The organism is Geobacter sp. OR-1, assembly GCF_000813145.1.
Lineage (GTDB): Bacteria > Desulfobacterota > Desulfuromonadia > Geobacterales > DSM-12255 > Geoanaerobacter.
Genome location: NZ_BAZF01000011.1, coordinates 36153 through 57333, shown reverse-complemented (window position 1 = coordinate 57333; position 21181 = coordinate 36153). Strand labels below are relative to the sequence as shown.

The window sequence follows — 21181 nt, the reverse complement described above, 5'->3', positions numbered from 1 at the left end:
TTAAAAGCACAAAGGATTTTTCAATGGCACACCAGTCAGAACTCATAGAAAAGGATATCCTCGCCTACCTGAAGAGTCAGGAGGAGAAGTCGCTGCTGCGGTTCATTACCTGCGGCAGCGTCGATGACGGCAAGAGCACCCTGATCGGGCGGCTGTTGTGGGATTCCAAGATGGTCTTCGAGGATCAGCTGGCCGCCCTGGAGGCGGACAGCAAGAAGGTCGGCACCCAAGGCGGGGCCATTGACTATGCCTTGCTGCTGGACGGTCTGCAGGCGGAGCGGGAGCAGGGGATCACCATTGACGTTGCCTACCGCTTCTTCTCCACTGACAAGCGCAAGTTTATCGTTGCCGACACCCCCGGCCATGAGCAGTATACCCGTAACATGGTCACCGGCGCCTCCACTGCCCAGGTGGCAGTGATCCTTGTGGATAGCCGCAAGGGGCTGCTGACCCAGACCAGACGCCACAGTTTCCTGGTCTCGCTGGTCGGCATCAAACATGTGGTGCTGGCGATCAATAAGATGGACCTGATCGACTTCGGCCAACAGCGGTTCGACTCCATTGTTCGCGACTACCGGCAGTTTGCCAGCCCGCTCGGTTTTGCCTCTATTACCGCCATCCCTCTTTCGGCCCTGAACGGCGACAACATGATCGAACCAAGCCCTAATACCCCCTGGTACAACGGGCCCACCCTGATGGGCTTTCTGGAAGAGTTCCCGGTGGCAGGGGACAACCGGGAACAGCCGTTCCGGATGCCGGTGCAGTGGGTGAACCGCCCCCATCTCGATTTCCGCGGTTTCTGCGGCGTCATCGCTGCCGGCACGATCCGCCCGGGGGATGAGGTGCGGGTTGCCTCGTCGGGCCGCACCAGCCGGGTGGCCCGGATCGTTACCATGAATGGCGACCTGGAGGAGGCAGTTTCCGGCCAGGCCGTGACCCTGACGCTGGCGGATGAGATCGATGTCAGCCGGGGTGATATGCTGACCGCGCCCGAAGCCCCGCCGCTCCATGCCCGCCACCCTGAAGCCCATCTGGTCTGGATGCATGACGAACCGCTGCAGGTGGGCCAGGTCTACCTGGTCCGGACCGCTACGGCCATAACCCCCGGACGGGTCACAGCCCTGCAATATGCTGTGGATGTCAATACCCTGGAACAGAAGCAGGTGCCGACACTGGGGCTGAATGAAATCGGCGTTGCCCGTCTGGAACTGGATCGCCCGATCTCATTCGACACCTATCAGCAGAATCGTGATACCGGCAGTTTTATCCTGATCGACCGGTTCAGCAACGCCACGGTGGCGGCCGGAATGGTGATCGCAACCGCTCCGGCAGAGCTTCGGACAGTGCAGGAAACGACAATTCAAACGGAGGGGAACGGCGCAGATGGTTCTATCCCCAGACGTATCCACTTAAGTGAAACCGTTATTGGTGGCCGCGGGATAAGTGTGGTGGACCTTGCCGCGGAATGGGGGGCGCTGGCATTCGAGGTGTCCGCCAGCTTCCTCGAATATCTAGGCAAGGGGAACCGGATCCTGTTCCGGCTGCGAGACGTGGGGCAGGTGGCAGCAGTGGCGCAGCTGGCGTTTGAACAGACCCTGTCATTCGAATTTGACCGCACCACTGACGGTGTAAGCGTGCTGCTATTCAAGCGGAGCACCGGTCTGAAAAGCGTCTTGCCCGACGACGACGGGACCGGGATCTGAATTCGCGGTACTGTGGCGAGAATGCCTGCTTGCGCATGTAATTGACTTAGTCGGTTGGCTCGGGTGCTCGTTCGGGGTTTGCGGTGTTATTCGCTTGCAGGGTAAAATAAAAGGTCGCGCCTTCCCCTTCTTTGCCTTCTGCCCAGATGTCGCCCCTATGGCGACGGATGATCCGTTGCACTGTCGCAAGCCCGATGCCGATGCCGGCAAAATCCTCATCTTTGTGCAGCCTGCGAAATGGCGCAAAGATGTTGTCACGGTAGCGCATGTTAAATCCTACGCCATTGTCACGAACAAAATAGACCTCACTCCCGTCCTGTTCGCTGACACCAAATTCGATTACGGCATGTTCCTTTTTCGAGCTGTACTTCCAGGCATTGTTGATGAGATTGTCCAGAAGCGACTTCATCAATATTGGGTCGGCATCCGCGACCATGCCATCGCTGACGGAATAAGTTACCAGCCGGTCAGGCTCTTGTTCCTTCAGCCCGCTGAATATTTCCAGTGCCATGTTGCTCAAGTTCACGGTCTCGGTATTCAACTCACTGCTGGTGACTCGTGACAGCTTCAGCAAAGCCTCAATAAGCTCGTTCATCCTCCGGCTTGCTTCTTTGAGCCGCAAAACGTAATGCAGTTCCTCGTCAGTAAGTTTAGGTGTGCATACCTCCAGCAGAATATCGGCAAAACCTGTTATTCGAAGCAATGGCGCTCTCAGGTCATGGGAAATCGAATAGCTGAATGCCTCAAGCTCGCGGTTTATGGCGTTGATCTCGGCGGTGCGTTGATGAACCCGCTCTTCAAGTTCATCATTCAGCAGCTGCAGGGCCGATTCCGCATTCTTGCGTTTGGTAATGTCTTCGAACAGCACCCCCATACAATTATCGGGGAGCGGAAATGCCTTGAAAGAGAAGGCGGCTTCCCGGACATTCCGGTCAGTATAAATGAACTCTTCCCGCTCGAAAGAAGTTCCGGTTTTTACCACATCTGCAAATTTAGCCGGGATGCCCGCTTGCCGCAATGCCGGGAATATTTCATCAATGGTCCGGCCAACTATTTGCTGCTCGGAAAGGCCCAGCAGGTTTACCGATGTCGGGTTTACCGTTAATAGTCTGAGACTGCGGTCATTATTGGGATCTTCAAGGCGGTATACGTAGAGCCCCACCTGCATACGCGCAACAATGTCGGCATACTGGGACAGCTCTTTTTCATGTCTTGTCCGTTCTTCATTGTCGTTAATCAATGCCTGCGTCATCTCATCAAAAGACCGCCCCAGGTCGCCCAGTTCTCCCCCGGAAACATAATCCGAGATCCTGACATCGAGATCTCCCCTGGCAACTTTTTGCGTGGCATCCCGAAGGGCGATAACCTTGTCAATAACCCCCTTTTTGCTGATAAAGACGGCAAACCCAACCGCCAGAAGCAGCATGGACGACATCACCGCCATATTGAACATTAGTTTCGAGCGGGTTTCCCCTAAAATGGTCTCCACCGGTATCCCGGCGCGTACGTACATGTATGGGGCCTGTTCGCCGCCAAGGCGGAGCTTCTGATAGGCAAAATATCGCCTGATACCGATGTTGCTCACCGCCTCAAAGGTTCCCTTGTCCGGGCCATTGGTCATTCTCTTGAAAAGATCATTCCGGTCCTGTTTTCCCAAGGTTTCCGGTGCGGTTACATTGAAGAGGATGGTCCCTTTATGGTCGGTAAATAGCAGCGACATGTTGCCGGCAGGCATATTTTTCAACTTGTATCTGGTTATATAGTTATCAAGGGTAAAAACTACGACAGCAACATCGGTGACATTTCCGGAAGAGTCTTTAATGGGGTAGGCAAAATGCTGTACAGGTTTTTTCAGGATTCTCCCGATGGCGTATTCTCCGGAGGAAAATTGGCCGGAAGCAATCGCATTCCGGAAATACCTTCTGTCTGCAGTGGAAACAGGGCCTTTTGCCGGGATTGCCGCAGCCCACTGAATACCGTTTCTATCTGCTATGATCAGATTGGAATATTGGGGGGTTTTCTTGACAAGATCCGCAAGCAGCGCGTTTACGGCTTTCGCAGAATGGTTTTTAACGGCGGGGAGTTGGGATAAGGTGCTTAACAACTGCTCCGTTCCGGACAGCAGTATGTTCTGGTCATCACTGACGTTATCGGCAAGTCTCTCGACAAGAAGCTTGGCTTTGCCAATATTCTGCTCATGCTGGGTGTACGCCGAATAAAGTATGATCGCGACCGGTACGGCCGTCATAACGACGACCAGTATTAACATATGCACGCGAATTGAGAGTGAGATAAGACTGCGCATTTTATTCCTATGCTACAACGTTATCCTGACAAAGCTAGATAGTTTCCATTCGGAAACTCCGGACGGAAACTAGATATATTTGTATCACGAAAACAGAACAATTGGGAATTTGGGCCAAACTTTTTCTTGACATTATTGGTCGGCTACTGTAATCATAAAATCCATAGAGTTTATATTTAATTTGCGCCCCTCCTGGAAGGGGATTTGTTTCCCGGTAAAAATCTACTAAATCTACAGACTACAAAAGGAGAGCAAGATGAAAACAGGACTGCTGAAAAAGACTACCACGGTTATTGCGTTGGCGCTGTCGCTATCGATTGCAGGCGTTGCCGCTGCCGACACCACGCTGCTCAACGTATCCTACGACCCGACCCGGGAACTGTACCAGGATTTCAATGGTGCCTTTGCCAAGTACTGGAAAGGAAAGAGTGGCGAGACGGTCACCATCAAGCAGTCTCACGGCGGTTCAGGCAAGCAGGCACGGGCGGTTATCGACGGCCTGGAAGCTGATGTCGTTACCCTGGCTCTGGGTTACGATGTCGATGCCATCGCTGAAAAAAAATTGATCAAGCCGGGGTGGCAGAAGGAGCTGCCGCACAACAGCGCGCCGTACACCTCCACAATCGTCTTCCTGGTGCGCAAGGGGAATCCCAAAAAGATCAAGAACTGGGATGACCTGATAAAGCCCGGCGTTTCGGTGATCACCCCCAACCCCAAGACCTCCGGCGGCGCCCGCTGGAACTACCTGGCTGCCTGGGCCTACGCCAGAAATCTAAAGGGGGGTAATGACGCCAAGGCAAAAGAGTTCGTCGGCAGACTGTTCAAGAACGTGCCGGTATTGGACTCGGGCGCACGTGGCTCCACCAATACCTTTGTGCAACGCGGTCTGGGGGATGTGCTGCTGGCCTGGGAGAATGAGGCCTTCCTGGCAATCAATGAACTGGGACCCGATAAGTTTGAAGTTGTGACGCCACCGGAAAGCATCCTGGCCGAGCCGCCGGTTACCGTCATCGACAGGGTGGTTGACAAACACGGCACCCGCAAGGTTGCCGAAGCGTACCTGAAGTATCTCTACACCGATGAAGGGCAGAAAATCGCCGCCAAGCACTACTACCGCCCGATCAACCCCAAGATACCGACCAAATTGGCCAAAATCAAAAAGCTGTACACCATAGACAAGGATTTCGGCGGCTGGCAGAAGGCCCAGAAGACCCACTTTAGCGACGGCGGTCTCTTTGACCAGATCTACGCACCAACGAAATAGGTGGCTGTAGGGGCGGCCCTTGTGGCCGCCCGACCATGGGGCGAACGCAAGGATCGCCCCTACAAAATGACGGTTCTGCATGATCCCGAGCGAGAGGAAGCGCATGACCAGCACGAAAAAAACATTTCCAACCAAAGCAGATGTCATGGCTCGCACCCCGGACTCGGCGGTGCGGGAGATGCTTGCCCATCTTGAACAGGCAGGCATCGAGACCCCTTTCGACCGTTTTGACGCCCAGAAGCCCCATTGCGGTTTCGGCCTGAACGGCACCTGCTGCAAGAACTGCCACATGGGTCCGTGCCGGATCACCCCCAAAAGCCCCAAAGGCGTCTGCGGCGCCGATGCCCATCTGATCGTGGCCCGCAATATCCTGCGCTGGACCGCCGCCGGTGCTGCTGCCCACGGCAGCCGGGGGCGCGAGGTAATGCTGGCGCTCAAGGCAGCCGGAGATGGGGCCATCGACCTGCCGATCCTCGGCCCGGAAAAGGTTCTGGCCACTGCCAAGGCCTTCGGCATCTTTGACGAGCAGAAATCGATCAAGGAACTGGCCGGCGAGATTGCCATGATCCTCTTGGACGATCTGTGCCGCACCCTGCCGGGACCGCACCGGACCCTGGAAGCGATGGCGCCGCCGGAACGGTTGCAGCTCTGGCGCGAGCTGGACATCCTGCCGATCGGCGCCTACCACGAGGTGTTCGAGGCGCTGCATCGCACCACCACCGGTACCGATGGCGATTGGCAGAACATTGTCCGCCAGATGCTCCGCTGTGGTCTCGCCTTTGCCTGGAGCAGCGTGGTCGGATCAAGCATTGCCATGGATTGCCTCTATGGCCTCCCCAAACGGAGCCGGATCAGTACCAACCTGGGGGCGATCAGCGAGGATACGGTCAACATCGCCGTACACGGCCACTCCCCGGTGCTGGTGGCGGCAATTGTCAAGGCGAGCAAGCGGGACGATCTGATCGCAATTTCCAGAGAGGGAGGCGCCGCCACCATTCGCCTCTACGGCATCTGCTGCTCCGGCCATTCGGCCCTGGCCAAGTTCGGCGATATAACACCGCTTACCAATGCGGTCGGTGCGGAGCTGGCCCTGGCCACCGGCGCCCTGGATCTCTGGGTGGCCGACGTCCAGGACGTCTTCCCCGGCATCATGGACGTGGCGGCCTGCTTCCACACCAGGGTGGTCACCACCAGCGATTCGGCTCGGCTCCCCGGCGCCGAGCATATCGCCTTCGACCATCACCACAGCAATCTCGACCAGGCCGATCAACTGGCCGAACGGATCGTCCGGCGCGGCATCCAGGCCTATGGCGAGCGCCAGAGCGGCAAGGTCTTTATCCCACAGGCCCGCATGGAGGCCGAGGTCGGTTTCTCGGTGGAGAACATTCTCTCAACCTTTGGCGGTGCCGACGTGCTGCTGGAGCATCTGCGCAGCGGCCGGATCCGGGGGGTGGTCAATCTTGTGGGGTGCAATAACCTGAAAGTGGTCTATGAAGAAGCGGTGGTCAAGGTGGCCGACGAACTGATTGCCCATGACGTGCTGGCCCTCACCAATGGCTGCGCCGCCTATGCCCTGCTGAAGCTCGGTTTCTGCCTGCCGGAAGGGCTGGCCGCGGCAGGCACGGGATTGAACGCTGCCCTGGCGCCGCACGATCTGCCGCCGGTCTGGCACATGGGGGAATGCCTGGACAACGCCCGGGCTTCGGCCTTTTTCCGGGTCATCGCCAATGCTAGCGGCGAGTCGCTCAAGCAGTTGCCGCTCGCCTTCTCCAGCCCGGAATGGTCCAACGAAAAGGGATTGGGCGCAGCCATGGGGTTCCGGCTCCTGGGGCTCAATTCGTACCACTGCATCGCCCCGCCGGTGGCTGGTTCGGACAAGGTGTCGAAATTCATCTACGAGGATACCCAGGAACTGCTGGGTGCCGTGATGGTGGTCGATTCGGACCCGGTGGCCCTGGCCAAGCGGATCGTGGCCGACTTCGACGTCCGGCGGTCGGCCATCGGCTGGCAACCGGCCGCTGCCCCGGTAACCGGCCGGCTGTCGGAGCTCTACAAGGAACAGGAACACGCCCATGCCCATCGGCATGGCCATCACCATACACATAATCACCATACGGAGGAGCACCATGAATAGACGTGATTTTCTCAAGGCATCAGGACTGGCCCTGGCGGCCGCAGCTACACCGGGTTTGGTCAGTAATGTCTTTGCCGGTGGCAATAAGGTCAGCCTGAAGATTGGCTACCTTCCCATCACCGATCACCTGCTGATGATCGCTGCCGAACGGGAGCAGTTCAAGACCGTCGGCGTCAAGCCGGTCAAGTTTTCCTCCTGGCCCGAGATCGCCGAGGCGCTCAAGGCCGGTGCTATTGATGGCGCCTTCCTGCTGGCCCCCATCGGTTTGACCCTGCGCCAGAAGGGGGTACCGGTCAAGGTCGTACTCTTGGGCCATCGCAACGGCAGCGTCATTACCGTCAAGAACAGCGGCGAGATCAACCGGATTGAGGACCTGAAGGGGAAGACCATAGCCATTCCGAGCCCCTTCTCGACCCACAACATCCTGCTGCGCAAGGCGCTTACCGAGAAGCATATCGATCCGGCCCGCGACCTGAAAATCATCGACATGGCGCCGCCGGAAATGGTCAATGCCCTGGCCACCGGCCGTATCCACGGTTATATCGTGGCCGAACCGTTCGGCGCCCAGGCCGAAGCCCAGAAGGTGGGCAAGGTCCTGACCCTCTCCAAGGATATCTGGCCCAACCACATCTGCTGTGTGCTCAACCTGCGGGAAAATGTCGTCGCCAGTCACCCTGACGCGGTGCAAGAACTGGTATCCGGTTTTATCCGTACCGCCTCCTTCATCGAGGCCAATCCGGTACAGGCGGCCAAGGGATCGACGAAAATACTGGGGCAGAAGCCCGAGATCATCGAGCGGGTATTGACCTCTCCTCGCGACCGTCTGAGTTTCCTCAACCTGGTGCCCAATCGGGCCGATTTCGCCGCGACCCAGGAGTACATGAGCAAGTTCGGGGTTGCCAAGAACACGGTCGATCTGGGGAGCTACCTTGATGCCCGCTTTGCCAAAAAGGGTTGATGTATAGGAATCGATAGCGATGAAATCACGATTGTTCGCCATACTTGTGCCGTTCCTTGCCGGAGTCGCATTTATTGCCCTTTGGCAGTTGGCTGCGGGCCGCTATACCCCTGAGCAGCTGCCGGGGCCGGCCGATGTGCTCAAGGCCATCAAGGAGTTATCCGATAACGGGGTACTCTGGGGGCATATCGGCATCAGCCTGGTCCGTTTCGGGAGCGCCTACCTGCTGGCAGTTGCTATTGCGATTCCTCTTGGGCTGTTCCTCGGCCGCTTCAGCCGCTGCCATGCCGCCATAGATCCGTTGATCCAGGTGCTGCGCCCCATTTCGCCCATCGCCTGGTTTCCGCTGGCCGTGCTCTGGTTCGGTATCGGCAATGCCCCGGCAGTGTTTATCATCTTCCTGGCAGCCTTTTATCCGGTGCTATTGACAACAATCAGCGCCGTGCGGGGAGTGCCGCCGCTCTACCTTAAAGTTGCCGGCAATTTCGGCGCCGGCTCCCGGATGACCTTTTTGCGGGTGATCGTTCCGGCTGCGTTTCCCGGCATCATGGTCGGCCTGCATATCGCCGTCGGCACCGCCTGGATTCACCTGGTGGCCGGTGAAATGCTCGGCGCCCAGTCCGGACTCGGTTTCATGATTGTTGATGCCCGTAACTTCCTGCGCACCGACCAGATTATGGCCGGCATGCTGCTGGTCGGCCTGCTGGGGCTGGGGATATATCGGGGAATGAAAGCGGTTGAGCGTCTGCTCGGCCGTCGTTGGGGGGTGACGTCATGAGTATTCAGACGTCCAAAATTAAACTCTCGGCGGTGGAAAAACATTTTACATCGGCACGCGGTGAACGGCAGGTTGCAGTCAGCCCGCTCGATCTTGAAATTCAAAGCGGCGAGTTTGTCTGCCTGGTCGGCCCGAGCGGCTGCGGCAAGACCACGCTGATCAACCTCATGGCCGGTTTTGAACAACCATCCGCTGGTTCCGTGACTATTGACGGCAGACCGGTTAGCGGACCTGATCCTGACCATATCATGATCTTCCAGGATTACGGCCTCTACCCGTGGCGCACCGTGCTCGGCAATGTCCTGTTCGGGCTGCAGGCCAAGGGGATTCCGGCAGGGGAGGCGCGGGACAGGGCGCTGGCAACCCTAGAACTGGTGGGGTTGCGCCATGCAATAGACAAGCACCCCCATGAACTCTCCGGAGGGATGAAGCAGCGGGTGGCAATCGCACGGGCGCTGGCCGTGGAGCCCAGTGTCCTGTTCATGGATGAGCCGTTCGCCGCACTGGATGCCTTTACCCGTTATCACCTGCAGGATGAGCTGCTCCGCCTCTGGCAGGAGACACGGCCGACCGTGGTTTTTGTCACCCACGACCTGGACGAGGCGATTGCACTGGGCCAGCGGATCGTGCTGATGGCCCCGAATCCGGGGCGAATCCAGCGGGTATTGGAAGTCAGCCTGCCGCACCCGCGGGAACGGACCCGCGATGACTTCGCCTTCTTCCGCCGCGAGCTTTTCACGGAATTTCATCTGGTGCACCAGATGGCTTTACAGGAAGCAGAATACTCAATCTGAAGTCATTTGGTCAGATTCATAAAGCCGGGGAGGAACGCCAATGAAGGTACGGGACAGCGGCATGCCTGATGAGGAGATGTGGGAAGGTTTTTTTGACGCGTCAGCCATCCTGCAAAGCTTTGGGTTGCACGACGGCGTCGCTGACCTGGTGGAGTTCGGCTGCGGCTATGGCACCTTTACCCTGACTGCTGCAGGCCTTGTCTCCGGTACGGTCACTGCCCTGGACATTGAACCGGAGATGGTTAAACTGGTTAAGGCGAAGTGCCGTCAACTAGGGGTTTTAAATGTGCAGGCCGAGGTCAGGGACTTTGCCGCCGCAGGGAGCGGTCTCATGAGCGACAGCCAGGATGCTGCCCTGCTCTTTAACATCCTGCACCATGAAGAGCCTGTAGCCTTGATGGCCGAGGCTTTGCGAATCCTCAAGCCAGGCGGCCGCCTGGCGGTTATCCATTGGAATTACGATCCCGCAACCCCACGCGGCCCAGCCATGGAGATCCGGCCGCAACCGGCACAGTGTGTTGCCTGGGGAAAACTTGCCGGCTTTGAGAAGCAGCGGCAATTCGATTTTAAACCGTATCATTACGGCCTGCTGTTCAAGAAAACGGCAACCAGCTGCTCGGACCAGGAGTAACCATGAGCATTACCAAGAGTGCACATAACAGGGTCCTTCCCGGTTTCGGCCTGACCCTCGGCTACACCATATTCTACCTGAGTGTCATAGTCCTGATCCCCTTGTCGGCGCTGTTCTTCAAGACCGCGACCCTGAGCTGGGGCGACTTCGTGGCAACGGTCATCTCTCCTCGGGTCATCGCCTCGTTTCGGCTGACCTTTGGCGCCGCCATTGCCGCAGCTGTTGCCAATGCCGTTTTCGGTACGCTGGTAGCCTGGGTGCTGGTCCGTTACCGCTTTCCGGGAAAAAAGCTGGCCGACGCTCTGGTGGACCTCCCGTTTGCCCTGCCGACGGCTGTTGCCGGTATCACCCTGGCAACGGTCTATTCTTCAAACGGCTGGCTCGGCAAGTATCTGGAACCGCTCGGCATCAAGGTCGCCTTTACCCCACTCGGCATCACGGTGGCCATGGTGTTCATCGGACTGCCGTTTGTGGTGCGCACGGTCCAGCCGGTGTTGGAAGAGTTGGAACCGGAGCTTGAGGAGGCGGCCGCCTGCCTGGGGGCCAACCGCTGGCAGACCATCAGGCGGGTGCTGCTGCCGTCGATCACCCCGGCGGTCATAACCGGCTTTGCCCTGGCCTTTGCCCGCGGGGTAGGGGAGTACGGCTCGATCATCTTCATAGCGGGCAACATGCCGATGAAATCCGAGATCACGCCGCTTTTGATCATCACCAAGCTGGAACAGTACGACTATGCCGGCGCCACGGCCATCGCTTCGGTGATGCTGGTCATCTCCTTTGTCATGCTGCTGGTGATTAATATCCTGCAGAAATGGAGTAGGCGCTATGCAGCATAATTCTTCCGCACGGAGCGGTAACAACACTAACACCGAACCGGCGCCGGTTCGGTGGCTGCTGGTTGCCACGGCCATGCTGTTTCTGACCCTGTTCCTGTTCGTGCCGCTGGCCGCAGTCTTCAGCGAAGCGTTTTCAAAAGGGTGGGAGACCTATCTCGCCGCGCTCAGGGAGCCTGATACCTGGTCGGCCATCAAGCTCACCGTCCTGGTGGCGGCCATCAGCGTGCCGCTCAACCTGGTCTTCGGCCTGGTCGCCTCCTGGGCCATTGCCAAGTTTGCCTTTCCGGGGAAAAGTCTGCTGCTCACCCTGATCGACCTGCCGTTTTCGGTGTCTCCGGTTATATCGGGCCTGATCTATGTCCTGCTCTTCGGCCTCCAGGGCTGGCTGGGGCCCTGGTTGCAGGACCACGACCTGAAGATCGTCTTTGCCGCGCCCGGAATCATCCTGGCCACCATCTTCGTCACCTTCCCGTTTGTTGCCAGGGAGCTGATCCCGCTGATGGAATCGCAGGGGCGGGAGGAGGAAGAGGCGGCCCTGACCCTCGGCGCCAGCGGGCTGCAGACCTTTTTCCTGGTTACGCTCCCCAATGTCAAGTGGGGGGTGCTCTACGGGGTGATCCTCTGCAACGCCAGGGCCATGGGGGAGTTCGGCGCGGTTTCCGTGGTGTCGGGCCATATCCGCGGCATGACCAATACCGTGCCGCTGCAGGTGGAGATCCTCTACAATGAATACAACTACGCCGCCGCCTTTGCTGTCGCTTCGTTGCTCGCCCTGCTGGCGCTGGTGACCCTGGTGGTGAAAAGCTGGGTGGAGTTCCGGATGAAGAGACAGGAGATTCAGTCATGAGTATCGAAGTAAGCGGCGTAAGTAAACAGTTCGGGGCTTTCACCGCCCTGCAGGATATCTCCCTCACCGTGCCGTCTGGCGAGCTGGTGGCGCTGCTCGGGCCGTCCGGCTGCGGCAAGACCACGCTGCTCAGGATCATTGCCGGTCTGGAATCTCCGGACCGCGGCGAGATCCTGTTCAACGGCGAAAACGCCCATGACGATGTCCGGGAACGGCAGGTCGGGTTCGTGTTCCAGCATTACGCCCTGTTCCGGCACATGACGGTCTTCGATAACGTCGCGTTCGGCCTGACGGTGCGGCCGCGCAAGGAACGGCCGTCCAAAGGGGCAATTCGCGAGCGGGTGCATGAGCTGCTCAAGCTGATCCAGCTGGAGGGGATTGCGGACCGTTACCCGGCCCAGCTTTCCGGCGGCCAGCGGCAGCGGGTGGCCCTGGCCCGTGCACTGGCGGTGGAGCCGAAGGTGCTGCTCCTGGACGAGCCGTTCGGCGCTCTGGACGCCAAGGTAAGGATCGAGCTGCGCCGCTGGCTGCGGCGCTTGCACGACGAGATCCACGTTACCAGCGTCTTTGTGACCCATGACCAGGAAGAGGCGCTGGAGGTGGCCGACCGGATCGTGGTGATGAACAAAGGAAAGGTCGAGCAGCAGGGGACGCCGGACGAGGTTTACAGCCGCCCAGCGTCACCATTCGTCTATTCGTTCCTGGGCACGGTCAACATGTTTCACGCCCGGCCCCAGGCAGGGCAGACAGCCTCAACAGAGCACCATTCGGTCGGTTATGCCCGCCCCCACGAGATCGATGTCAGCCGCCAGGACCCCGGCAACGGCGCCATTGCAGTTACCGTGTCGCGGGTGCTCCCTCTCGGGGCGATTGTGCGCCTTGAACTGGCCCGAGTTGATACCGGCGGATTGATGGAGGCGGAGATCCCGCGCGAAAAGCACGAGGAGTTATGGTTCACCACCGGCGAGCAGGTCTATGTCTCGCCGAAAAACCTGGTGGTGTTTGTCGAGGATTACCAGATCTGACATTGTCTGGTGTTCTGGGAAACTGCTTGAGTTTATACCAGCGCCGAAAGGTTTATCGACCTGCCTGGGGGCCGAATCCATCGACCTTCAAGCAGGTTATTTGTACAACAGATGATGTAAAAAGTCCTTTATCTGCAAGGCATTAACTGTCTGTATATCTATAGGTCCAGGCACTCTCCGGACGCTCTCTCCTCAAACATAAGTATTCGATTTTCACCATCTATCCTGACGAGGCTGTTTGACAACGGCAACGCCGCGATATTTTTATCGAAATAGCGGTTGCCAAAGCCTGATTTTCGATTAAAGTAATTCAAGAATTTCTGCTGCCCGGTAATCCAGTAGTGAAAGGGGTTGACATGGTATCAAGGTCTTCGGGAGTAGCCTTGTTCCTGTGCATGTCGATGTACGCGGCAGACTCCGCATGGGCGCTGGAGCGAAACATCTATGACCTGAGCCTTGAAAAGCTCTCCGATCTGGTGGTTACCGACTCCAAAATTGCCCAGTCGCAGGAAACCGTGACCCAGAAGGTTGAGCTGTTCTATCCGGAAGAGTTCGAGCAGCAGACCACGTACAACCGGAATATCGCCGAACTGCTCCAGTACACCTCGGGCCAGTTTGTCAATGTGCTGTCGCGCAACGACGCCAACTGGGGTTCGTTCGGCGGGCTCGGGCCGAAGTATAACGGCTATCTGCTGGACGGGTTGCCGATTGACTCCTTTGTCGATGCCATGAGCCTTGATCCGTGGGCCTTCGGCCAGGTCGAGATCCACAAGGGGCCGGCGTCTGTCATGTATTCAAACTACCTGACCATGGATTTTGCCGGGAACGAGACCCCTCTGGCCGGCATCACCAATTTCATCCTGAAGGACCGCATCGACGCTCCGGCAACCCGTTTCCTGGTTGGCGGGGGGAGTTACAATACCTTTGCCGGTCGCCTCTATCATCAGGACCGAAAAGAGAACCTGAACTATTTCATCGGCGCCGGCTATGAGCAGTCCGACTATACCGACTACGGCACGGCAAATTCATGGCTGAACATCATCAAGGACCCGGAATACCAGAAGACCAAGCTGTACGCAAAATTGACCTATCTGTTCGACCGGGATGACCACAAGCTGTCGGTATTTGCCCACCATACCCAGCATACCGGGGATGCCGGCCGTCCCAACCGCGACTTCAACCATAAGTACGACACCATCAACGCCACATACACCAATCAGATCAATGAAGCGATCAATCTCCAGGTGAAGACCGGTTATCGCAACTACGACCGCCGCTGGGGTGAAGACAACTTCCCGGCCAATCTCGGTCTGCGCGAACGGGATGGAGTTGAACAGCAGATCTTTCCTTCGGATCTGACCATCAATGTCAGCCATTACGGCAACAGTCTGCTGACAGCCGGCGCGGATTCGCAGGTAGCGACGTACCGGTCGTTTGCCGAGGTCAACGGGGTGCGAAGCACCGGTACCGATGTGAACGCCTATTCGGTCGGACTCTTTCTCCAGGAAAAACTGGTCCTTGGCAGATGGGTGCTGAGGGGCGGGGGACGGTTCAACTATACGGATCACTCCTATGATCTCTTCAATGGCGTAACTCCGGCAAAGCGGGACAACTCCTGGAACACCTTTCTCTGGAGCGTCGGTGCCCGGTGCAATATGACCCCATGGCTTGCGTTTTATGGCAACGCCGGATCGAGTTTTGTGGCGCCTTCGGCCAAGCAGCTCGGAGGGACGCTGAATGCCGCGGATGCAGGGGTCGCCGGAAGGAACGGCCAGCTCCCCAGCCTTGACCTGAAGCCGGAAAAAGGGATCGGCTCTGACCTGGGGGTTGATCTTCGGCCTCTTGATAACCTGATTATCGGGATTCGCGGTTTTTATAACCAGATTGACGATGCCATTGTGGAAAACGCAGTCAACGCGACCCCGTCGCAGAGCCGCTCTATGAATGCCGGCAATGCCTATTCGTACGGCTTCGAGTTGAACCTGGATCATCGGTTCAGCGACTATCTGCGCTCGTTTGCCAACTTGACCTATACGGCAACCAAGGTTGAAAATCCGCTGGACTCCGACCAGGACGGCGCCGACATCTCCTTTGTCCCTGACTATGTGGCCAATGCCGGTATCACTTCCCGGCTGCCCTGGGGAATATCCGTGTCCCCCTACCTGCACCTTGTCGGGACCTATTTTGACAGCACCTCCAAAAGCGGGCGGAGCAAGTTCGGGCCGTATCATGTACTGAACATCCGGGCGCAGAAGATTCTATTCAAGAGTGCCGATTATGCATTGAATGCTGCCGTGGACCTGAACAACCTGTTCGACAAGCGTTATGAAATGCCGTGGCAGTTTCGTGACCCGGGTTTCAACGCCTTCGGCAGCCTGGAGCTGACTTTTTGAGGATTGTGCTGACAGTACTGCGGTTGTTTTATCGAAGGTATCGCTTCAGCGGTCTTCTTACGCGTGCAGCGGCACTGCTTGTCTGTCTGGCGGCTGCAACAATCACGCTGCACCCGGCCTGGGCCGGCGATCTGGAGATCAAGGTCAAGGCCGCCTATATCTATAATTTCACCAAATTTGTCGACTGGTCCGACGATGGAGGGCGTGAGCCGTTCAGGATCTGCGTTGTCGGCACAGACCCGATCCGCACAGTATTGGGGGAACTGTCCAATCGCGAAGTGAAGGGGAGGCCGATCAGGATCCAAAGAGTGAAGGATCTGAATGCGCTGCCCCAGTGCCACCTGATGTTTATCAGCCGTTCCGAAGAACAGCAGCTGCCGTTTATCCTGCAGCGGCTGCAGGGGACGCAAACCTTGACGGTCAGCGATATTTCTCAGTTTTCGCAAAAAGGGGGGATGGTAAGTTTCATAACCGAAAAGGATCGGGTCAAGATCGAGATCAGCCAGCGAGCGGTGCGCCAGGCCGGTTTGAAGGTCAGTGCCAAGCTTTTTGAAATTGCGCGGGTCGTGCCATGAAACAGCTGAGAAATGCCGTGATTTTTATCAATAAGCTTCCGATCAGGAAGAAGCTCGTGTTGATCGCCATGACAACTACGATCATCGGTCTTCTGGTGGCTGGTACGGCATTTACGTTTTATAACCGATACCACGTCAAGCGGAATATGGTGCAGGATCTGTCGGCCCTGGCAATGCTCATTGCCGACCGCAGCAACGCCGCGCTTCTTTTCGACGATCAGAATCTGGCCAGGGAAAACCTGGCAGCTCTCCGGATCAAACCGTCTGTCACCGGGGCGTGCATCTACACGGAAAGCGGCTCGATCTTCGCACGTTATAATGCTCCCGGAGCAAAAGGCGACCCCTTTCCTGCACCTGAGCATACGCGGCTGCACCGTTTTGCCCAGCGGCAACTGTTAGTCTTCGAGCCGATCCTTTCGGAAGGGAAACAGATCGGCGTGGTCTGTGTGCGGGCGAATCTTGCCGAACTCGACCTCCTCTGGCGCAACTACCTGATCTCCACAGTGCTGATCATGCTCGGCGCCGGGCTGGTTGCCTTTGTTCTTTCGTCCCGGTTGCAGCAGATCGTCTCCGAGCCGATAACGACCCTCACGCATACCGCGCAGTTGATTGCCCAGGATAAGGACTATTCCGTCCGGGTTCCGCAGGGCAACGACGATGAAATCGGGGTTCTGGTCAAGTCGTTCAACGGCATGCTGGAGACCATAGAAATCCAGAACCGGGAACTTGTTGACAGCAACCGGGGACTCGAACAGCGGGTGGCGGAACGAACGGTCGAGCTGCAGGAAGCCAAAGAGCGCGCCGAAGCTGCCGATCAGCTCAAGTCCGCCTTCCTTGCCACCATGTCCCATGAACTGCGCACCCCGCTCAACTCCATCATCGGCTTTACCGGCATTCTGCTGCAGGGTCTCGGGGGGCCGATCACCGAGGAACAGGCCAAACAGCTGAACATGGTCAAAAACAGCGCCAGTCACCTGCTCTCCCTGATCAGCGATATCCTGGACATTTCCAAGATCGAAGCCGGCCAGTTGCAGGTGGCACTGGAGACGTTCAACCTTCAGGAATCGATTCACAAGGTGGCGCAGACCATTCGTCCCCTGGCTGAGAAAAAGGGGCTTGAACTGTCCGTCGAGGTTGCCCCTGACGTGGCGATTATTACCAGTGATGTTAGACGGGTGGAGCAGATCCTGCTCAACCTGTTGAGCAATGCGGTAAAATTCACGGAGCAAGGAGGCATTTCAATTCGTTGCGTGCGTGAAGCCGGGTACTATCTGACCAGCGTGATCGACACCGGGATCGGCATTGAAGATGTAGATCTGGAACGGCTGTTTAAACCGTTCCACCAGATTGACTCCGGCCTGAGCCGTAAATACGAGGGAACCGGCCTGGGACTTTCCATTTGTATGCGGCTGGCCAACCTTATGGGTGGCGAGATCGGCGTCAAGAGCGAATACGGAGCCGGAAGCACGTTCTGGTTCAGTCTGCCGGTCGATAACAGCGGAGAACAGCTGGGTGACATATTGCCGGCTCCGGTTCGGGGTGATCAAATAGCGCCCGTAGTCGAGGTCACAGTTGTGAAACCGGGGGTGGAACCGGCTGCGATGCCAAGCGTTGTCCCGGCCACTGTTGACAGGGAGAAACTTGAAGCCGTCTGTCTCAAGCTTGCCGGACTGCTGAAGGACGACGATGCCGCGGCCGGTGACCTGCTCGGCGCGAACAGCGATCTGCTCAGGAGCTCATTTCCCCTGGAATTCTCCGTTATCGATGGGGCGATCAGGCGTTTCGATTTCGAGGCGGCACTTAATACGCTGCAGAAGGCAATGAAGCAGTCCGATTCCTGTGGCAAAGGGGTGCCGGCCTGATGGTTGATGCGAGTTTCCAGTTGAACAGAGAAGCCGCTGCCGGCAAGAGACCGACAGTGCTGGTGGTTGACGACACCCCGGAAAACCTGGCGCTGATGAGTGCCTTGCTCAAAGAGTATTACAGGGTCAAGGTGGCCAACAACGGTGAAAAGGCGCTCCGGATCGCCCGTTCGGAGGACCAGCCGGACCTGATTCTGCTCGACATCATGATGCCGGGCATGGATGGCTATGAAGTCTGCCGGCAACTCAAGGCGGACAGGGCAACCTGCGCTATCCCCGTGATGTTCATTACCGCGCGCACCGAAATGGAGGATGAGAAGCACGGCCTGGAGCTTGGCGCTGAAGACTATATCACCAAGCCGATCAGCCCTCCCATTTTTACGGCGCGCGTCAAGACACAACTTAAACTGAAGGCTGCCGCTGATTTTCTCCGCGACAAGAACCAATTTCTGGAACAGGAAGTGGAGCGCCGCACCTGCGAGGTGCGGGCTCTGCAGGAGGTTACCATCCTGGCCCTGGCATCACTGGCCGAGACCCGCGATTCCGCCACCGGCAACCACCTGAGACGTACACAGCTCTATGTCAGATCGCTTGCCCTGAAACTGAAAACACATCCCAGGTTTGAGGAGTTTCTCTCGGACAGCAACATTACAATGCTGTACAAGTCGGCGCCGCTTCACGACATCGGCAAGGTGGGCATCCCCGATCGCATCCTGCTCAAGCCGGGCCCTCTGGAACCTGAAGAGGGTGAAATAATGAAAACACATACTCAGATCGGGTGGGACGCAATCGAGCATGCCGAGCGCTCTCTGGGCGCCGATGTGGAATTCCTGCGCATTGCCAAGGAAATCGCCCTCTCCCACCATGAAAAATGGGACGGAACCGGATATCCGGGTGAACTGCTCGGAGACGAGATCCCGATTTCGGCGCGACTGATGGCCGTTGCCGATGTCTATGATGCGCTGATCAGCGCCCGGGTTTACCGGGATGGAATGCCTCATGAAAAGGTGGTGCAGATTCTGGCCGAAGGCAAAGGAAGCCATTTTGATCCTGATATCATGGCGGCATTTATCGCGCTTCAGGATCAGTTCCGGCAGATAGCGCAAGATTATGCAGTATTGAACGCAGAAAAGTCAGATATGCAGTGAACAGGGTCAGGTAACTATGTTTTCATCTATCGAAAAGGCGCAGTCATTCAAAGTTCAAGCCGGTCCGGCCGGACACTTTCTGCTTGGATTGTCTCAGAATGCCGCTGTTGCTCTTACCTACTTGTTGACGGCAAAGCTCGGGTTCCTGCTTGCGCTCGACCATACCAATGCCACGGCAGTATGGCCCCCGACCGGGGTTGCCCTGGCGGCCTGCCTTGTTTTCGGACTTCACCTCTGGCCCGGAATATTTCTGGGAGCCTTTTTGGCAAACATCCTGGTGGTGGCGGGCAGTTCCTCTGCTTCGCTCCCGGTGCTGTTGCTTTCATTGAGTACGGCGGCCGGGAATACCCTGGAAGCGCTGGTTGGCGCATATCTCGTCAGCCGCTTCATTTCCGGCAGGCTTCCTTTCGACTGCACGCTTGATGCTGTATATTTCATGCTGTTCGGTGCGCTTGCAAGCCCACTGATCAGCGCGACCATCGGAACCGTCAGTTTCTCTGTTTACGGTAGCGACTGGTCCCGTTGCGGCCAGATGTGGCTGACCTGGTGGCTGGGGGACGCGGTGGGCGCCCTGGTTTTCGCGCCGCTGCTCCTTACCTGGGAAAAGCGCGGCGCGTTTCGCCGGTACAGATGGCAACCAGCGGAAGCTGCCGCTCTTCTGGCAGCTCTGCTGCTCACTGAAATCATCATTTTTCACCTGAATGCCCCTTTGGAATACCTGATCTTCCCTCTTCTTTTCTGGACCGCCTTTCGTTTCGGTCAATTCGAGACTGCCCTCACCGTGACGCTGGTCATGGCGACTTTCCTGCTTTGGACCGTCAACGGCTTAGGCCCGTTTGCCGGTAAACCGCTGAATAACGCACTCCTTTTTCTACAGTCTTATCTCGGGGTGGCATCGGCATCGACATTGATCCTCTCTACGCTTATCAGTGCTCGCAACCGGGCAGAAGACAGTTTGCGGGAGTACCAGGACAATCTGGAAAAACAGGTCACTTTACGGACCGCAGAACTGCAGGGAGCCAATGAACGCTTGACGACAGAGATCGAAGAGCGTGTCAGGGCCGAAAAAGAGCTTGCCGTTGCCAAGGAGCGGGCCGAGGCTGCCGACCATTTGAAATCGGCCTTTCTGGCCACCATGTCCCACGAGCTGCGCACACCGCTCAACTCCATCATCGGCTTTACCGGTATCCTGTTGCAGGGGCTGGGCGGGCCGATCAACACAGAGCAGGAAAAGCAGCTTACAATGGTGAAAAACAGCGCCAATCACCTGCTGTCGCTGATCAGCGATGTTCTGGATATCTCCAAGATCGAGGCCGGCCAGCTGAAAGTGGTGTTGGAGCCGTTCAACCTCCGGGATTCTATGCTTAAGGTGGCGCAGGCTATTCGCCCCCTGGTCGAGAAAAAAGGACTCGACTTGTTCGTTGAGGTGGCTGATGATGTGGGGATCATCACCGGTGATGTCCGTAGGGTGGAGCAGATCCTGCTCAACCTGTTGAGTAATGCGGTCAAGTTTACCGAACATGGGTCAATTTCAGTTCACTGCATGCTAGAAGCCGGTAACTATGTGACGAATGTGACCGACACCGGCATCGGCATCAAGGCCGACGACCTGGAACGTCTGTTTCAACCGTTCCAGCAGGTTGACACCGGTCTGAGCCGCAAGTACGAGGGGACCGGCCTGGGGCTCTCCATCTGCAGGAAAATGGCAGAGATGATGGGTGGCAGCATTCGTGTTGAAAGCATCTTTGGCACGGGGAGCACCTTCAGTTTTTTGTTGCCGCTCGATCGAGGGGAGCTGGATGTCAACTGTCTTTAAGCGGAAAATTGACCGATATATTTCAATGGCGCGCATTTCTTTCTTATCTCCATGCTGTTATTTTGCGCTGCATGTCTTGTTGGCTTTATCATGTTTTCAAGCCCTTCCGGCC

16 protein-coding genes are annotated in these 21181 nt (G+C 57.3%); 15 read left to right on the top strand and 1 reads right to left on the bottom strand.

The genetic code is table 11. The annotated features are described in order from the left end of the window. Positions 1–23 precede the first annotated feature (23 nt). Positions 24–1703 carry a sulfate adenylyltransferase subunit CysN gene (gene cysN, locus OR1_RS12335; RefSeq protein ID WP_041972177.1) on the top strand — a complete coding sequence of 560 codons (1680 nt, stop codon included), beginning with the start codon at positions 24–26 and terminating at the stop codon, positions 1701–1703. A 46-nt stretch (positions 1704–1749) separates the two neighbouring features. On the opposite strand, the gene OR1_RS20895 is transcribed toward cysN, so the two are convergent. After that, entirely contained in the window at positions 1750–3951 is a 2202-nt protein-coding gene (locus OR1_RS20895) for an ATP-binding protein (RefSeq protein WP_160295246.1), read from the bottom strand. 313 nt (positions 3952–4264) lie between these two features. Here OR1_RS20895 and OR1_RS12325 point away from each other — a divergent pair, with 313 nt between their 5' ends. From OR1_RS12325 to OR1_RS20890, 14 genes are all read left to right on the top strand, one after another. Continuing rightward, positions 4265–5272 (top strand): sulfate ABC transporter substrate-binding protein, encoded by a 1008-nt coding sequence (locus OR1_RS12325; RefSeq protein WP_041972176.1) that lies wholly within the window; start codon positions 4265–4267, stop codon positions 5270–5272. 103 nt (positions 5273–5375) lie between these two features. Continuing rightward, positions 5376–7406, top strand: a complete 2031-nt coding sequence (cooS, locus tag OR1_RS12320; protein WP_041972255.1) for an anaerobic carbon-monoxide dehydrogenase catalytic subunit — start codon at positions 5376–5378, stop codon at positions 7404–7406. After that, positions 7399–8364: an ABC transporter substrate-binding protein gene (locus OR1_RS12315; RefSeq protein WP_041972175.1), complete on the top strand. Its 966-nt coding sequence runs from the start codon at positions 7399–7401 to the stop codon at positions 8362–8364. The genes cooS and OR1_RS12315 overlap by 8 nt, the downstream gene beginning before the upstream one ends. Before the next feature lie 19 nt (positions 8365–8383). Then, the gene (locus tag OR1_RS12310; protein WP_041972174.1) at positions 8384–9142 is read left to right on the top strand and encodes an ABC transporter permease; all 759 of its coding nucleotides are present in this window, start codon (positions 8384–8386) and stop codon (positions 9140–9142) included. Next, the gene (locus OR1_RS12305) at positions 9139–9936 is read left to right on the top strand and encodes an ABC transporter ATP-binding protein (protein ID WP_041972173.1); all 798 of its coding nucleotides are present in this window, start codon (positions 9139–9141) and stop codon (positions 9934–9936) included. Before OR1_RS12310 ends, OR1_RS12305 begins: the two co-directional genes overlap by 4 nt. 40 nt (positions 9937–9976) lie before the next feature. Next, positions 9977–10567: a class I SAM-dependent methyltransferase gene (locus tag OR1_RS12300; protein WP_041972172.1), complete on the top strand. Its 591-nt coding sequence runs from the start codon at positions 9977–9979 to the stop codon at positions 10565–10567. Positions 10568–10569: 2 nt separating this feature from the next. After that, positions 10570–11403, top strand: coding sequence for a sulfate ABC transporter permease subunit CysT (gene cysT / locus OR1_RS12295; protein ID WP_041972171.1), 834 nt, complete (start codon positions 10570–10572; stop codon positions 11401–11403). Continuing rightward, positions 11393–12250, top strand: coding sequence for a sulfate ABC transporter permease subunit CysW (gene cysW / locus OR1_RS12290; RefSeq protein WP_041972170.1), 858 nt, complete (start codon positions 11393–11395; stop codon positions 12248–12250). Before cysT ends, cysW begins: the two co-directional genes overlap by 11 nt. Continuing rightward, positions 12247–13275 carry a sulfate/molybdate ABC transporter ATP-binding protein gene (locus OR1_RS12285; RefSeq protein ID WP_041972169.1) on the top strand — a complete coding sequence of 343 codons (1029 nt, stop codon included), beginning with the start codon at positions 12247–12249 and terminating at the stop codon, positions 13273–13275. The genes cysW and OR1_RS12285 overlap by 4 nt, the downstream gene beginning before the upstream one ends. 356 nt (positions 13276–13631) lie before the next feature. Beyond that, on the top strand, positions 13632–15668 hold the full coding sequence (locus tag OR1_RS12280) for a TonB-dependent siderophore receptor (protein ID WP_202812052.1): 2037 nt from the start codon (positions 13632–13634) through the stop codon (positions 15666–15668). 5 nt (positions 15669–15673) lie between these two features. After that, on the top strand, positions 15674–16243 hold the full coding sequence (locus OR1_RS12275; protein ID WP_237754287.1) for a YfiR family protein: 570 nt from the start codon (positions 15674–15676) through the stop codon (positions 16241–16243). Beyond that, entirely contained in the window at positions 16240–18105 is a 1866-nt protein-coding gene (locus OR1_RS21640) for an ATP-binding protein (RefSeq protein ID WP_082002928.1), read from the top strand. The genes OR1_RS12275 and OR1_RS21640 overlap by 4 nt, the downstream gene beginning before the upstream one ends. Further along, positions 18105–19253 (top strand): two-component system response regulator, encoded by a 1149-nt coding sequence (locus OR1_RS12265; protein WP_041972165.1) that lies wholly within the window; start codon positions 18105–18107, stop codon positions 19251–19253. The genes OR1_RS21640 and OR1_RS12265 overlap by 1 nt, the downstream gene beginning before the upstream one ends. A gap of 16 nt (positions 19254–19269) precedes the next feature. Further along, positions 19270–21069, top strand: a complete 1800-nt coding sequence (locus OR1_RS20890) for an MASE1 domain-containing protein (protein ID WP_052440426.1) — start codon at positions 19270–19272, stop codon at positions 21067–21069. Positions 21070–21181: the final 112 nt, after the last annotated feature.

Coding starts and splice junctions, on each gene's coding strand:
- cysN (WP_041972177.1), top strand. CDS start 24: ATGGCACACCAGTCAGAACTCATAGAAAAGGATATCCTCGCCTACCTG.
- OR1_RS20895 (WP_160295246.1), bottom strand. CDS start 3,951: ATGACGGCCGTACCGGTCGCGATCATACTTTATTCGGCGTACACCCAG.
- OR1_RS12325 (WP_041972176.1), top strand. CDS start 4,265: ATGAAAACAGGACTGCTGAAAAAGACTACCACGGTTATTGCGTTGGCG.
- cooS (WP_041972255.1), top strand. CDS start 5,376: ATGACCAGCACGAAAAAAACATTTCCAACCAAAGCAGATGTCATGGCT.
- OR1_RS12315 (WP_041972175.1), top strand. CDS start 7,399: ATGAATAGACGTGATTTTCTCAAGGCATCAGGACTGGCCCTGGCGGCC.
- OR1_RS12310 (WP_041972174.1), top strand. CDS start 8,384: ATGAAATCACGATTGTTCGCCATACTTGTGCCGTTCCTTGCCGGAGTC.
- OR1_RS12305 (WP_041972173.1), top strand. CDS start 9,139: ATGAGTATTCAGACGTCCAAAATTAAACTCTCGGCGGTGGAAAAACAT.
- OR1_RS12300 (WP_041972172.1), top strand. CDS start 9,977: ATGAAGGTACGGGACAGCGGCATGCCTGATGAGGAGATGTGGGAAGGT.
- cysT (WP_041972171.1), top strand. CDS start 10,570: ATGAGCATTACCAAGAGTGCACATAACAGGGTCCTTCCCGGTTTCGGC.
- cysW (WP_041972170.1), top strand. CDS start 11,393: ATGCAGCATAATTCTTCCGCACGGAGCGGTAACAACACTAACACCGAA.
- OR1_RS12285 (WP_041972169.1), top strand. CDS start 12,247: ATGAGTATCGAAGTAAGCGGCGTAAGTAAACAGTTCGGGGCTTTCACC.
- OR1_RS12280 (WP_202812052.1), top strand. CDS start 13,632: ATGGTATCAAGGTCTTCGGGAGTAGCCTTGTTCCTGTGCATGTCGATG.
- OR1_RS21640 (WP_082002928.1), top strand. CDS start 16,240: ATGAAACAGCTGAGAAATGCCGTGATTTTTATCAATAAGCTTCCGATC.
- OR1_RS12265 (WP_041972165.1), top strand. CDS start 18,105: ATGGTTGATGCGAGTTTCCAGTTGAACAGAGAAGCCGCTGCCGGCAAG.
- OR1_RS20890 (WP_052440426.1), top strand. CDS start 19,270: ATGTTTTCATCTATCGAAAAGGCGCAGTCATTCAAAGTTCAAGCCGGT.